Raw genomic sequence first — 13,683 nt, 5'->3', positions numbered from 1 at the left:
GATCGCCGTTTCATGTTCAGCCTTCTGAACCTCCAGAGCCTGTTCGGCCTGGTCGTCATCATCGCCGTCTGCTGGGCGATCTCGGAGAACCGGCGGGTCTTCCCGTGGAAGCTGGCGATCGGCGCCGTGGCGGTTCAGGCCGCGCTGGTGCTGGCCCTGTTCGCCATTCCGGGGTCGCGAACGGTGCTGGCCGCCGTCACGGGGGCGATCGACGGCCTGGCCGTGGCGACGGCGCAGGGCACGCGGTTCGTCTTCGGCTATCTGGGCGGGGGCGATCAGCCCTATGCGGTTCAGAACGAAGGCGCCCTGTTCACCTTCGCCTTCAACGTCCTGCCGCTGATCATGGTGATTTCCGCCCTGTCGGCCCTGTTGTGGCACTGGAAGATCCTGAAGTGGCTGATCCGGGGCTTCGGCTTTCTGTTTCAGCGCACCATGGGGCTGGGCGGCGCCTCGGCCCTTGCGGTGGCGGCCAACATCTTCCTGGGCACGATCGAAAGCCCGATCGTCATCAAGGCCTATCTGGACAAGCTGAGCCGGTCCGAAATCTTCCTGATGATGACGGTCGGTTTGGCGACGGTGGCGGGATCGACCATGGTGGCCTACGCCAGCATCCTGTCCCAGACCCTGCCGAACGCGGCCGGCCACGTCCTGGTCGCCTCCATCGTCTCGGCCCCGGCCGGGGTGCTGCTGGCGCGGATCATCGTGCCCGAGCCCGACAAACAGGCGGCCCAGGCCATCAGCTATGACTCGGCCCTGAAGTACGACAGCGCCATCGACGCCATTTCCAAGGGCACCTCGGACGGGCTGATGGTGGTGCTGAACATTTCGGCCGTGCTGATTGTGTTCGTCGCCCTGGTCGCCCTGGTCAACATCATGCTGGGCGGTTGGATCGTCTTCGGCGAGCCGCTGACGGTCGAGCGGATTCTGGGCGTCCTGTTCACTCCCCTGGCCTGGCTGATCGGGGTGGATGCGCGCGAGGCGGGCCTGGGCGGCTGGCTGCTGGGCGTCAAACTGGCCCTGACCGAATTCGTGGCCTTCATCGACCTGGGCAAGATTCCGGCCGAGGCGATGAGCGAGCGGACGCGGATGCTGATGACCTATGCGCTGTGCGGCTTCGCCAACATCGGTTCGGTGGGCATTACGGTGACCGGCCTGTCGGTCCTGATGCCCGAGCGTCGTCATGAGGTTCTGGGGCTGATCTGGAAGGCCCTGTTCGCCGGTTTCATGGCCACCTTGATGAGCGCGGCCATAGTGGGCACCTTGCCAGCGGCGGTGTTCGGGCAGTAGCGTTTCTCAAAACAACGGAGGCGTTCCGATGAAGCTCTACACCTCACACCGCGCGCCCAATCCCCGCCGGGTCCGATGGGTCCTGGCGGAGAAGGGGGTCGAGGACGTCGAACTGGTCGAAATCGACATCATGACCGGCGAGCACCGCAAGCCGGACTATCGCGACAAGGTCGGGGTGCCGCATCTGCCGGCGCTGGAGCTGGACGACGGCACGACGATTTCGGAATCGGTGGCCATCTGCCGCTATCTGGAGGCGCTCTATCCCGAGCCCAATCTGTTCGGCCGGGACGCCCGCGAACAGGCGGTGGTCGAGATGTGGACCCGCCGGTGCGAATTCTATCTGTCCAATCCGCTGATGCTGAACGTGCGCCATTCCCATCCCGCCCTGGCGGCGCTGGAGGCGGTGCAGATCCCGCAGGTGGCGGACTATAATCGGCTGTCGGCCGAGCGGTTCATGAAGACCCTGGACCGGCATCTGGCGGAGCGGGAATTCATCGCCCTGGACCGGTTCACCATCGCCGACATCGTCGCCGTGGTCGGTTTGGACTTCGCCCGTCTGGTCCGTTATCGCCCGCCCGCCGAGTTCGAGAACCTGCACCGCTGGTTCGACGCCTGCCGGGAGCGGCCGGCGGCCAAGGCGGGGGTCTGAGCCGCCTTGCGGTCGCTGACGCGATCGGATCGCTGGCTGGCCCTGCTGCTGGCGGGTCTGGCCGGCTATGTCGACGCCCTCGGCTTTCTGCACCTGGGCGGCGTGTTCGTCTCCTTCATGAGCGGCAATTCCACCCGGTTGGCCGCCAGCCTCGCCGAAGGGCAATGGCCGGCGGCCGCCCATCTGGCGGCCATATTGGCCTTGTTCGTCCTGGGCTCGTTTCTCGGCGCCCTGGTCGCCGGCGGCGAGGACGCTCCTTCGCGCAGCCGGGTCCTGATGTTCGAGGGGCTGCTGCTGGCCTTGGCAGCTGCTCTTGCGGGCGCGGGGCTGACGCCTGCGGCCGTCGGCCTGATGGTCATGGCCATGGGCGCCGAGAACTCGGTCTTCCTGAGGAACGGAGAGGTCGGGGTCAGCCTGACCTATATGACCGGAACCCTGGTCAAGCTGGGTCAGGCCCTGGCGGGCGCTGTAAAGGGCGGAGACCGGCACGCCTACAAGGCCTATCTGACCCTGTGGGCGGGGCTGAGCGTCGGGGCGGTGCTGGGCGCCCTGACCTTCGGCCGTCTGGGACTGGCGGCCCTCTGGCCCGCCGCCGGTTTCGCCCTCTTGATGGCTCTGATCGTGCGGTTCAGCCGCGCGGCGTGAACTTGCGGATCACGCCCGAGAAGGTCATCAGCAGCCGTTCGCCGGTGTTGATCTGGCCCCGCACGAAGATCAGGCTCTTGCCCGCCTTGGTGACCTGACCGGTCGCCTCGATCAGTTCGCCGACATAGGCGCCGTCGATGAAGGTGGAATCGAGCTGGACCGTCACGCCCGAGGCGCCCTCCATCTCCTGATAGGCGATCTGGAACATGGCGATGTCGGCGAAGGTCATCAGACAGCCGCCGTGCATCCGGCCGCCCGCATTCATATGCTTTTGCTCGGCGCGGAAGGCGCAGCGCATGTGGCCGTCGGGATCGAGCTTGCCGTAAAAGGGGCCGACCACGACGTCGAAGGTGTCGTGCAGGTCATAGGTCTGCCAACCGGCGAACTCGCCCTCGGTGACGGTGATTTTCTTCGGCATGACGACTCGGCCTTACTTCTGGTCTCGCGGTGCAGCATATAGGCGCAATGAGCGATCCGATCGAAACCGCAATCTTGAATAAACTCGCCGGGCTTGAGCCGGGCAAGAGCATCGAGCCGGCCGAGGTGGCCAAGGCGCTGCAGCCGGAGCAGTGGCAGCGGATGCTGCCCAAGGTGCGGGCTGCGGCCCTGGGCCTGATGCGCCAGGGCAGGCTGACCATCACCAAAAAGGGCAAGCCGGTCGATCCGGACAATTTCCGCGGCGTGACGCGCCTGCGCCTGCCGACCGAGGAGGAGGCGGCCCTGGCGCTGAGCCGCCGTCCGCCGGTCGCCGAGGACGACATCGAAGATTGACCACTCCGCTCATCCCCGCGAAGGCGGGGACCCAGTCCTTTTCTTGAGGCAAGGCTTTTGGGATCGGCATCGCTGAAAATCGGCGAGACGGAAGCCCCCAATGATCTGGGTCCCCGCCTTCGCGGGGATGAGCGGGGCGTGGGAAGTCTCGACGCCCTTCTGAGCGACATCCGCGCCTGCCGCGCCTGCGCGGGCGTGCTGCCGCATACGCCGCGCCCGGTGGTTCGGGTCTTTCCCGAGACGCGGCTCTTGATCTGCGGCCAGGCGCCGGGGCGGCGGGTGCATGAAAGCGGCCTGCCCTTCACCGATCCGTCTGGCGACCGGCTGCGCGACTGGATGGGGGTGGACTATGAGACCTTCTACGCCGACCGCCGCATCGGGGTGGCGGCCCAGGCCTTCTGCTATCCCGGCACGGCGCCGAAAGGGGGCGACTATCCGCCGCCCGCGCGCTGCGCCGACCTGTGGCGGCCGTCGCTGATGCAGGCCCTGCCGCAGATGGAGCTGACGCTTCTGGTCGGCGGCTATGCCCAGGCCTGGGCCCTGGGCGCACGAACCCAACGTAATATGACCGAAACGGTGCGGGCCTGGCGGGACTACGCCCCCGACCATCTGGTGCTTCCGCACCCGTCCTGGCGCAATACGGCCTGGCTGAGACGGAACCCGTGGTTTGAGGACGAGGTGATCCCCTATCTGCGGATGCGCGTCGCCTCGATCTTAACGCCGATGAGGATGCGCGCATGACCTCCAGAGGACTGATCGCGGCCGCAGGATTGGTCTTGGGCCTGACCGGTTGCGCCGCGCCCCATATCCAGCCGCCGATGACGCCTCCGCCGGGCTTCGCCGGGCCGCACGTGGAGGATCACGCCCTGGTCATGTCGGACGGGGCGCGTCTGCCTCTGATGCGCTGGGGCCCGACCGACCGCGAGCCCTGGGCGGTCATCGTCGCCCTGCACGGTATGAACGACCACGCCGCCAGCTTCCGACTGGCCGGACCCTGGTGGGCCGAACAGGGAATCGAGACCTGGGCCTATGACCAGCGCGGCTTCGGCGCGGCGCCGGGGCGGGGCGTCTGGGCGGGGACCGCCAAGATGACCCAGGACCTGCGCGAGGCGACGGCCCTGGCCCGCGCGCGCCATCCCCATGCCGTCATCGCCGTGGTCGGCGAGAGCATGGGGGGATCGGTGGCCGCCGCCGCCTTCGGATCGGACGATCCGCCCGACGCCGACCGGGTGGTGCTGCTGGCGCCCGGCGTCTGGGGCTGGTCGACCCAGGGGCCGTTGAACAGCGCCGTCCTGAACATCGCCGCGCGTCTGGCGGGCGGCGTGGCCCTGGAGCCGCCCAGCTTCATCACGCGCGACATCCACGTCTCCAGCAACACGCTGGAGCTGGTCCGCAACGGCCGCGACCCGCAAAGCATCCTGGCCACCCGGTTCGACACCATCTACGGCCTGGTCGATCTGATGGAGACGGCGTCGCGCAGCCTGGGCCGCATCCGCGGCGACGCCCTTCTGATGTACGGCGCGCACGATGAGATCGTCAAAAGGGATCAGATGAAGAAGGCCCTGCAAAGGGCCGTGGCCGAGGGCGGCGCCCTGAAGACGGCCTGGTATCCCGACAGCTGGCACCTGCTGGACCGCGATCTGGACGCCGAGATCGTCTATCGCGACATCGCCGCCTGGCTGAAGGATCCCAGGGCGGCCCTGCCGTCCGGCGCGCCACCGGTCCTGACTGAGCTGGAAGCGGCGGTTCGCCCGTAAAGGTCTCTTAACGGCCCATTTACCATCGACACGGCATTTTCTGCCTAGCGGGGCGTCGGTGTCTCCCGTGAGTTTGGGGCGTGGGCGCGTGGGCGGCTTTACGGCGGCGTTGCAGAAGTTCGGGATCGGTCGTCTGGCCGCCGTCCTCGGCGTCGCCGCGGGCGTGACCGCCGTCCTGGTCGCCGTCATGCTGCGCGTGGGCCAAGCGCCGGACGCCTTGCTCTATTCCAACCTCGATCTGCGCGAAGCCGGCGAAATCACCGCCGCCCTGCAACAGGCCGGCATCAAATACGCCTCCAAGGGCGACGGCTCGACCGTCATGGTCAATCGCGACGACGTGGGCACGGCGCGGATGCTGATCGCCGAAAAGGGTCTCGTGACCTCCGGCTCGGTCGGCTACGAAATTTTCGACAATCAGTCGGTCCTGGGCCAGACCGAATTCCAGCAGCAGCTGAACGAACAGCGCGCCCTGCAAGGCGAACTGGCCCGCACCATCATGTCGATGCGCGGCATCACCGCCGCCCGCGTCCACATCACCATGCCGCGCCGCGAGATGTTCACCTCTGCTGCGGGCGAACCCACCGCCGCCGTCCTGGTCGGTCTGGGCGGGCGGGATCTGACGGCGGATCAGGTGCGGGCCATCCGCAATCTGGTGGCCTCGTCCGTGCCCAATCTGAAGCCGGACCGGGTCACTGTGGCCGATCAGAACAACCGCACCCTGGCGGCCGGCGACGACGGCGGCTTCACCTCGGCCTCTGCGGCTGAAACCAAGGGCAATACCGAGGCCCAGCTTCAGGCGCGCATCAAGGACATCGTCGAGGGCGTCGTCGGCGTCGGCTCGGCGCGGGTCCAGGTGACGGCGGACATCGACCAAAGCCGCTCCACCACCCAGGAGCAAAAGTTCGACCCGGACGGCCAGGTCGTGCGCTCGACCACGGCCAACGGCTCGCAGTCCTCGGACACGACCGGCCAGAACGACGGCGGCGTGACGGCGGCGAACAACATCCCCGGCGGCGCCCCGCCCGCGACCACGCCCGCCGGCTCGACCACCGCCGAGAACGCCGAGACGACCAACTACGAAATCTCGAACACCACTACCACGACCACCAAGGAGCCGGGCGAGGTCAAGAAGCTGGCCGTCGCGGTCGCCGTGGACGGCAAATGGACCCCGGCCGCCGACGGCAAGGGAGAGCCGACCTATACGCCGCGCTCAGCCGAAGAGATCGCTCAGATCAAGTCCCTGGTCGCGGCGGCGGCCGGCATAGACGAGGCCCGCGGCGACAAGATCGAGGTCATCAACGTCCGCTTCAACCGCGATACCGGCCTGCCGGGCGGCCTGGACGACAAGCCCTCGCTGCTGGACTTCTCCAAGGCCGACATCATGCGCCTGATTGAATTGGGCATTCTGGCGGTGGTGGCGCTTCTGCTGATCTTCTTCGTCCTGCGCCCCTTGCTGAAGACGGCCGGTTCGGGCGGCGGGGCGCCGGGCGTGCCGGCCCTGGCCGGTCCGGATGGAACGCCTGTCACCGCCCTGACGACGACGGTCATCGGCCCGGACGGACAGCCCCAGCTGGTCCAACTGCCGGCGCCCAACGAGATGGACCAGAAGATCGACATCGCCCGTATCGAAGGGCAGGTGAAGGCGTCTTCGGTCAAGAAGGTCGCCGACTTCGTCCAGGCCCATCCTGACGAGGCCGCCAACATCCTGCGCAACTGGGTGGCGGAAGGCTGATGGCCAAGCTGGTTTCGAAAAAGCCGGTCATCGAGGACCCCAATCGGCTGACCGGCCCCGAGAAGGCGGCCGTCATCCTGCTGGCCCTGGGCGAAGACCACACCGCCCTGTGGGAGAGGCTGGACGACGAGGAGGTCAAGGAGATCTCCCAGGCCATGGCGACCCTGGGCAATGTGACGGCCGAGGCGGTCGAGGCCCTGATGCTGGAGTTCGTGTCCGGCCTGTCGGGCACGGGCGCCGTCATGGGCAGTTTCGAACAGACCCAGAAGCTGCTCAGCGCCTTCCTGCCCAAGGATCGCGTCGACGGCTTGATGGAGGAAATCCGCGGTCCGGCCGGCCGGACCATGTGGGACAAGCTGGGCAATGTGAACGAGGCGGTTCTCGCCAACTATCTGAAGAACGAATATCCCCAGACCGTCGCCGTCATCCTGTCCAAGGTGAAGTCCGACCACGCCGCCCGGGTGCTGACGGCCCTGCCGGAGGATTTCGCCCTGGAATGCGTCCAGCGGATGCTGCGGATGGAGCCTGTCCAGCGCGAAATCTTGGACAAGATCGAGGCGACCCTTCGCACCGAATTCATGTCGAACCTGGCGCGCACCTCCAAGCGCGACAGCCACGAAATGATGGCCGACATCTTCAACAGTTTCGACCGACAGACCGAGGCGCGCTTCATCGGCGCCCTGGAAGAGCGCAACCGCGAATCCGCCGAACGCATCCGCGCCCTCATGTTCGTCTTCGAAGACCTGTCCAAGCTGGATCCGGGCGGGGTTCAGACCCTTCTGCGGGCCGTGGACAAGGACTCGCTGGGCCTGGCGATGAAGGGGGCCTCCGAAGGGCTGCGGGAGATGTTCTTCTCCAACATGTCCGAACGCGCCGCCAAGATCCTGCGCGAAGACATGGAGTCCATGGGGCCGGTGCGGCTGAAGGACGTGGATGGGGCCCAGATGGCCATGGTCCAGGTCGCCAAGGATCTGGCCGCGCGCGGCGAGATCATGCTGGCCGGCCAAGGCTCCGACGACGAGTTGATCTACTGACATGAGCACCCCCTTCGCCTTTGACACCGAGTTCGACGCCGACGGCGCGGTGGTGCGCGCCGGCGCCTGGAAGCCGGTCAAGCGCAGCTACATGCCCGCAGAGGTCGAGGCCCTGGTCGCCACCGCCCGGCTGGAGGCGCGCCAGGAGGCCCTCGCCGAGGTCGAAAACATCCGGGCCATGGCCCTGACCAACATCGCCCAGGCCGCCGCCGCCGCCCTGCCGTCGCTGCGAACCGTCGCCCAGACCCATCGCGAACAGTCCGCCGACCTGGCCCTGGCGGCGGCGCGGGCCATCGCCGACGCCGCCCTGCACCGCTTCCCCCAGGCGCCGTTGCGCGCCGCCCTGGAGTCCCTGGCTCAAGAGATCGACGCCTCGCCGCGCCTGGTGATCCGGGCCTCGGGCCTGGACGAGGTGGTGCGCGGCCAAATCGAACAGGCCTGCGCCGACAGCGGCTTCACCGGCGTCGTCGCCTTCCGCGACGAACCCGGCATGGCGGTCGCCGCCTTCCAGCTGGAGTGGGCCGACGGTCGCGCCGATCACGATCCCGAAGGTTCCGCCGCCCGCGTCGCGGAGGCCCTGAGCGCCGCCCTGGCGGCCGAGGCGGGACACGCCGAACCCCCAATCCACACCGACCGGAGTGAGTTCTGATGGCCTCCGACGATCTATCGCTCGAGGAATTTCCCGACTCCACCGCCCTGGCCGTCGCCGACGACGCGGGCGAAAAAACCGCCGCCGATCTGGCGACGGTGTTCGAGGTTCCGGTCAATATCTCGGCCGTGCTGGGCAAGTCGCACATGTCGGTCGCTCAGTTGCTGAAGCTGAACAAGGGTTCGGTGCTGGAGCTGGACCGCAAGGTCGGCGAGGCGATCGACATTTTCGTCAACAACCGTTTGATCGCGCGCGGCGAGGTCGTCGTGGTCGAGGATCGGCTGGGCGTGACCATGACGGAAATCATCAAGACTGAGGACTCGGGCGGCTGACGCGCGCTGCGCGTCGGACCGGGTGAAGGATTAGAGGAGAAGAACGATGCGTCTTCTGGTGGTAGGCAGACTGAGCGGACAGCTCGCTTCGGCGGTGAAGATGGCCATGGCGCACGGCGCCAAGGTCAGTCACGTCGAGCGCGCGGATCAGGCGACAGAACAGCTTCGACGGGGGCAGGGCGCCGACCTGCTGATGGTCGATTATCAGCTCGACATCGCCGCCTTGATCGCCGCAAACGAGGCCGAGCGGATCACTGTGCCGGTGGTGGCCTTCGGGGTCGACGCCGACGCCCGCGAGGCGGCCGCCGCCATCAAGGCCGGGGCCAAGGAGTTCATCCCCCTGCCGCCCGATGCGGAGATGATAGCGGCGGTCCTGGCCGCCGTCGCCGACGACGAAAAGCCGATGATCTCGGCCGATCCGGCGATGAAGGCGGTGCTGCAACTGGCCGATCAGGTGGCGCGCTCCGAAGCCTCCATCCTGATCACCGGCGAAAGCGGCGTCGGCAAGGAGGTGATGGCGCGCTACATGCACGACCATTCGCGCCGGTCCGAAAAGCCCTTCATCAGCGTCAACTGCGCGGCCATTCCCGATAATCTGCTGGAATCGGAACTGTTCGGTCACGAGAAGGGCGCCTTCACGGGCGCCGTCGCCCGCCGGATCGGCAAGTTCGAAGAGGCCGACGGCGGCACCCTGCTGCTGGACGAAATCTCCGAGATGGACGCCCGGCTCCAGGCCAAGCTGCTGCGCGCCATCCAGGAGCGGGTGATCGACCGGGTGGGCGGCTCCAAGCCCGTGCCGGTGAATATCCGCATCATCGCCACCTCCAACCGCGACCTGGCCAAGGCCGTGGCGGAAGGCACGTTCCGCGAAGACCTTCTGTACCGGCTGAACGTCGTCAATCTGCGCCTGCCGGCCCTGCGCGAACGGCCGGGCGACATCGGGGTGCTGGCCGATCACTTCATCAAGAAATATGCGGCGGCCAACGGCGTGCCCGAGCGGCCGATGTCGGCGCGGGCGCGTCAGGCGATCAGCGCCCACCGCTGGCCCGGCAACGTCCGTGAGCTGGAAAACGCCATGCACCGGGCCGTGCTGCTGGCGACCGGACCCGAGATCGATGTGGACGCCATCCGCCTGCCGGACGGCCAGCCGCTGACGGCGGAAGGCGGCGGCATGATGGGAACGGCGGCCGTGGGGAACCCCTATGGCGGCGGCGTTGCGGCCCGGGCGGCCCAGGCGGCCGACGCCGTGACCCGCAGCTTCGTCGGCCAGACGGTGGCGGCGATGGAGAAGACCCTGATCCTGGATACCCTGACCCACTGTCTGGGCAATCGCACCCATGCGGCCAACATCCTGGGCATCTCCATCCGGACCCTGCGCAACAAGCTGAACGAATACGCCGAGGAGGGGACGGTCATTCCCGCCCCGCAGTCCGGCGTCTCGGCCTCGGGCTACGCCGCCTGAGCATGGGGCGCGGTCTGGACAGGCGGAGGCTGATGGCCGGCGCAGGCGCGCTGGGCCTGGCCGCCTGCACGCCGCGCAGCCAGACCAAGGTCAAGGCCGAGGCGGCCCCGGACCTGTTCCTGAACGATCTGGAGACGCGGTGGGGCGGGCGGCTGGGCGTCGCCGCCCTGGACGTCGGCAGCGGGGTGCGGGCGCTGTGGCGCAGCCAGGAGCGGTTTCCCTTCTGCTCGACCTTCAAACCCTTTCTGGCGGCGGCCATCCTGCAAAGGGTGCAGCGGGACGAGGAAAGGCTGGACCGGCCGGTCCGCATCACCTCGGCCGACATCATTCCCCATGCGCCCGTGACCGAAAAGGCGGTGGGGCGGACGCTCACCATCCGCGAACTAATGCAGGCGGCGGTGGAGGTCAGCGACAATCCGGCCGCCAATATCCTGATCCGCGAGATGGGCGGAATCGGCGTATGGCGTTCGTGGTGGCCGACCTTCGGCGACACGACGACCGTCATCTCTCGGCTGGAGCCGGACTTGAACACCGCCCTGCCTGACGATCCGCGCGACACCTGCCTGCCGGAACAGACCGTCGCCAACATCCGCGAAATGGCCTTCAGCGATCGACTGACGCCGGCGCACGACGCCCTGTTGCACGGCTGGCTGACCGCCTCCCCGACCGGCCCCAACCGGATCAAGGCGGGCGCGCCCGAGGGTTGGAGCGTCGCGCACAAGACCGGTTCGGGCGCCCGCGGCACGACGAACGACGTGGGCATGCTGACCCCGCTCAGCGGTTCGCCGGTCATCATCGCCGCCTATTTCACCGGCGCCGCCTCCGCGACTGACGATCAGCGCGACGCCGTGATCGCCGAGGCGACCCGCCGCGCCCTGAAGGCCCTGGGCCGTGACTGATGCGCCGATCATGATGAAGGACGGCATGGCGCGCCCCACGGGTCGCGACGTGCTGAGCTGGGTCAACCGCGGCGAGGTGCTGATGGCGGTCGGTGTGATCGGCGTGATCATGCTGCTGATCCTGCCGATCCCCAAGATGCTGCTGGACCTGCTGCTGGCGATCTCGCTGGTCTCGTCCGTGCTGATCCTGATGACCGCCGTGATGATGAAGAAGCCGCTGGACTTCGCCATCTTCCCGACGGTTCTGCTGGTTTCGACCCTGTTCCGCCTGGGCCTGAACCTGGCCTCGACGCGGCTGATCCTGACCCACGGTCAGGAAGGCCACGACAGCGCCGGCCAGGTGATCAACGCCTTCGGCGAGCTGATGATGGGCGGAAATTTCATCATCGGGGTGATCATCTTCGCCATCATCCTGGTGGTGAACTTCGTCGTCATCACCAAGGGTTCGACCCGGATCGCCGAAGTCTCGGCCCGCTTCACCCTGGACTCCATGCCGGGCAAGCAGATGGCGATCGACGCCGACCTGTCTTCGGGACTGATCACCGAGGATCAGGCCAAGCTGCGCCGCAAGGAGCTGGAGCAGGAATCGACCTTCTTCGGGGCCATGGACGGCGCCTCCAAATTCGTGCGCGGCGACGCCGTCGCCGGCCTGATCATCACCTTCATCAACGCCATCGGCGGCATATTGATCGGCACCCTGCAGCACGGCATGCCGGCCATGGACGCCGCCAACACCTATGTGCAGCTGACCATCGGCGACGGTCTGGTCACCCAGGTGCCGGCCATCATCATCTCGATCGCCGCCGGCTTCCTGGTGTCCAAGGCCGGCGTCGAGGGCACGGCGGACAAGGCCCTGGTGACCCAGCTGGCCACCAACCCCGTGTCTCTGGGCGTGGTGTCGGGGGCGGCGGGTCTGATCGGCCTGATCCCCGGCATGCCGCTGATCCCCTTTGCCGCCCTGGCCATCGGTTCCGGCTTCATGGCCTGGCGCCTGGGCCGCCAAAGGCTCAAGCCCCAGCCGACGGAGGCCGAGGTCGCCGCTGCGGCCGCCCCCAAGGAGGAGGTCGAAGAGCCGATCTCGAACGTGCTGACGATCGACGAGGTCAAGATCGAGCTGGGCTATTCGCTGCTCAGCCTGATCAATGATCTGGAAGGGCGGCGTCTGACCGATCAGATCAAGGCGCTCCGTCGGTCGCTGGCTCAGGAATACGGTTTCGTCATGCCGCAGGTCCGCATCCTGGACAATATGCGCCTGCCGACCCAGGGCTACGCCATCCGCATCAAGGAGATGGAGGCTGGGGCGGGCGAGGTGCGTCTAGGGCATCTGATGGCGATGGACCCGGCGGGGGGGCAGGTGGATCTGCCGGGCGAACATATGCGCGAGCCCGCCTTCGGCCTGCCCGCCACCTGGATCAGCGAAACCCTGCGCGAAGAAGCGACCTTCCACGGCTATACGCTGGTCGATCCTTCCACGGTCCTGACGACGCACCTGACCGAGATCCTGAAGGAGAATATGGCGGACCTGCTGTCCTACGGCGAGGTGCAGAAGCTGCTGAAGGAGTTGGGAACCGAAGAGAAGAAGCTGGTCGAGGAGCTGATCCCCAGCGTCGTCAGCGTCACCACCCTGCAAAGGGTGCTTCAGGCCCTGCTGCGCGAGAAGGTGTCGATCCGCGATCTGCCCGCCATTCTGGAAGGGCTGGCCGAGGCCGCGCCCCACAGCACCAGCGTCACCACCCTGGTCGAACACGTCCGCGCCCGCCTGGCCCGTCAGCTGTGCTGGCAGCACCAGGGCGGCGACGGCGCCCTGCCGATCGTCACCCTGTCGCCCGAATGGGAGAACGCCTTCGCCGAAAGCCTGATCGGCGGCGGCGAGGACAAGCAGCTGGCCATGGCGCCGTCGCGGCTGCAGGACTTCATCCGCGCCGTCCGCGACACCTTCGAACGGATCGCCATGTCCGGCGAGAATCCCGTCCTGCTGACCGGGCCCCAGACTCGCCCCTATGTCCGCTCGATCATCGAGCGGTTCCGGGGCCAGACGGTGGTCATGAGCCAGAACGAAATCCACCCCCGCGCCAAGCTTCGGACCCTGGGCCAGGTCTAGAGCAATCCAAACCATGGTCTGCGATCCGATCAAGGACCGATCAACCTGTATCGGATGTTGGACTGGACCTTGGGCAGGGCCCGTCTGCAGACCGCGATCGGCCGAGGTTCAGGCCCAAAAAAGGGTGCGCCGATCAGGCTGTGGGGGTGTTGCCGAGGCGGCTGACCGCCAAGGTGACGTGGCCTGTGAGAGCCTCAGACGACGGGTTTGCTTGCTGATCGCCTGGCCAGAGCCGCCAGAGCAGAATCGTTTCTGCCGGAACCGCGCAGCGGTTCCGGCAGAAGGATGGGTCCTGCTCTCGCCCTAATCTGGAGCCTGATTAAGGCGTCAGCGGAACCGCGAGGCGATTCCTGGGCAACAGATCA

General features: G+C 67.3%; 14 protein-coding genes. 13 read left to right on the top strand and 1 reads right to left on the bottom strand.

Translation table 11 applies throughout. The features are described from left to right. The first annotated feature begins 12 nt into the window (after positions 1–12). From AC07XS_RS01530 to AC07XS_RS01520, 3 genes are read left to right on the top strand one after another with little or no spacing between them, the layout of a single operon-like run. Positions 13–1,287 (top strand): nucleoside transporter C-terminal domain-containing protein, encoded by a 1,275-nt coding sequence (locus tag AC07XS_RS01530; protein WP_182713269.1) that lies wholly within the window; start codon positions 13–15, stop codon positions 1,285–1,287. Positions 1,288–1,315: 28 nt separating this feature from the next. Then, complete coding sequence (locus AC07XS_RS01525; protein WP_182713270.1) at positions 1,316–1,936, top strand: glutathione S-transferase; 621 nt, start codon at positions 1,316–1,318, stop codon at positions 1,934–1,936. A gap of 6 nt (positions 1,937–1,942) precedes the next feature. Then, entirely contained in the window at positions 1,943–2,581 is a 639-nt protein-coding gene (locus AC07XS_RS01520) for a YoaK family protein (protein ID WP_152950854.1), read from the top strand. Here AC07XS_RS01520 and AC07XS_RS01515 read toward each other — a convergent pair. Next, on the bottom strand, positions 2,565–2,999 hold the full coding sequence (locus tag AC07XS_RS01515) for a PaaI family thioesterase (protein ID WP_008262173.1): 435 nt from the start codon (positions 2,997–2,999) through the stop codon (positions 2,565–2,567). The two genes, AC07XS_RS01520 and AC07XS_RS01515, sit on opposite strands and share 17 nt — an antisense overlap. A gap of 47 nt (positions 3,000–3,046) precedes the next feature. Between AC07XS_RS01515 and AC07XS_RS01510 the strand changes: the two genes are divergently transcribed. The 10 genes from AC07XS_RS01510 (at position 3,047) to flhA (ending at position 13,318) form a co-directional block, all read left to right on the top strand. Further along, positions 3,047–3,352: a DUF3253 domain-containing protein gene (locus AC07XS_RS01510; RefSeq protein WP_182713271.1), complete on the top strand. Its 306-nt coding sequence runs from the start codon at positions 3,047–3,049 to the stop codon at positions 3,350–3,352. Between the two features lie 138 nt (positions 3,353–3,490). Then, entirely contained in the window at positions 3,491–4,093 is a 603-nt protein-coding gene (locus AC07XS_RS01505; protein WP_182713272.1) for a uracil-DNA glycosylase family protein, read from the top strand. Then, a complete protein-coding gene (locus AC07XS_RS01500) occupies positions 4,090–5,109 on the top strand; it encodes an alpha/beta fold hydrolase (protein ID WP_182713273.1) in 1,020 nt (339 codons plus the stop codon). The genes AC07XS_RS01505 and AC07XS_RS01500 overlap by 4 nt, the downstream gene beginning before the upstream one ends. A gap of 88 nt (positions 5,110–5,197) precedes the next feature. Further along, a complete protein-coding gene (fliF, locus tag AC07XS_RS01495) occupies positions 5,198–6,841 on the top strand; it encodes a flagellar basal-body MS-ring/collar protein FliF (protein ID WP_182713330.1) in 1,644 nt (547 codons plus the stop codon). Next, a complete protein-coding gene (fliG, locus tag AC07XS_RS01490) occupies positions 6,841–7,875 on the top strand; it encodes a flagellar motor switch protein FliG (RefSeq protein ID WP_054766498.1) in 1,035 nt (344 codons plus the stop codon). Before fliF ends, fliG begins: the two co-directional genes overlap by 1 nt. A gap of 1 nt (position 7,876) precedes the next feature. Then, the gene (locus AC07XS_RS01485) at positions 7,877–8,524 is read left to right on the top strand and encodes a FliH/SctL family protein (RefSeq protein WP_182713274.1); all 648 of its coding nucleotides are present in this window, start codon (positions 7,877–7,879) and stop codon (positions 8,522–8,524) included. Beyond that, positions 8,524–8,856 (top strand): flagellar motor switch protein FliN, encoded by a 333-nt coding sequence (gene fliN / locus AC07XS_RS01480; protein WP_054766496.1) that lies wholly within the window; start codon positions 8,524–8,526, stop codon positions 8,854–8,856. Before AC07XS_RS01485 ends, fliN begins: the two co-directional genes overlap by 1 nt. 46 nt (positions 8,857–8,902) lie before the next feature. Beyond that, positions 8,903–10,318: a sigma-54-dependent transcriptional regulator FlbD gene (flbD, locus tag AC07XS_RS01475; RefSeq protein WP_054766495.1), complete on the top strand. Its 1,416-nt coding sequence runs from the start codon at positions 8,903–8,905 to the stop codon at positions 10,316–10,318. 32 nt (positions 10,319–10,350) lie between these two features. After that, positions 10,351–11,217, top strand: a complete 867-nt coding sequence (gene bla / locus AC07XS_RS01470; RefSeq protein WP_321207931.1) for a class A beta-lactamase — start codon at positions 10,351–10,353, stop codon at positions 11,215–11,217. 10 nt (positions 11,218–11,227) lie between these two features. Next, positions 11,228–13,318: a flagellar biosynthesis protein FlhA gene (gene flhA, locus AC07XS_RS01465; RefSeq protein WP_182713331.1), complete on the top strand. Its 2,091-nt coding sequence runs from the start codon at positions 11,228–11,230 to the stop codon at positions 13,316–13,318. Positions 13,319–13,683 lie beyond the last annotated feature (365 nt).

This window comes from Brevundimonas sp. GW456-12-10-14-LB3, assembly GCF_059424365.1.
Note: the sequence above shows the minus strand (reverse complement) of the source record. Positions and strands in the feature narration are given on the sequence as shown.

Bases quoted from the DNA above. Each gene is read 5' to 3' on its own strand.
- AC07XS_RS01530 (WP_182713269.1), top strand. From the start codon at position 13: ATGTTCAGCCTTCTGAACCTCCAGAGCCTGTTCGGCCTGGTCGTCATC.
- fliN (WP_054766496.1), top strand. From the start codon at position 8,524: ATGGCCTCCGACGATCTATCGCTCGAGGAATTTCCCGACTCCACCGCC.
- AC07XS_RS01485 (WP_182713274.1), top strand. From the start codon at position 7,877: ATGAGCACCCCCTTCGCCTTTGACACCGAGTTCGACGCCGACGGCGCG.
- fliG (WP_054766498.1), top strand. From the start codon at position 6,841: ATGGCCAAGCTGGTTTCGAAAAAGCCGGTCATCGAGGACCCCAATCGG.
- flhA (WP_182713331.1), top strand. From the start codon at position 11,228: ATGATGAAGGACGGCATGGCGCGCCCCACGGGTCGCGACGTGCTGAGC.
- AC07XS_RS01515 (WP_008262173.1), bottom strand. From the start codon at position 2,999: ATGCCGAAGAAAATCACCGTCACCGAGGGCGAGTTCGCCGGTTGGCAG.
- bla (WP_321207931.1), top strand. From the start codon at position 10,351: ATGGCCGGCGCAGGCGCGCTGGGCCTGGCCGCCTGCACGCCGCGCAGC.
- AC07XS_RS01510 (WP_182713271.1), top strand. From the start codon at position 3,047: ATGAGCGATCCGATCGAAACCGCAATCTTGAATAAACTCGCCGGGCTT.
- AC07XS_RS01500 (WP_182713273.1), top strand. From the start codon at position 4,090: ATGACCTCCAGAGGACTGATCGCGGCCGCAGGATTGGTCTTGGGCCTG.
- AC07XS_RS01525 (WP_182713270.1), top strand. From the start codon at position 1,316: ATGAAGCTCTACACCTCACACCGCGCGCCCAATCCCCGCCGGGTCCGA.
- flbD (WP_054766495.1), top strand. From the start codon at position 8,903: ATGCGTCTTCTGGTGGTAGGCAGACTGAGCGGACAGCTCGCTTCGGCG.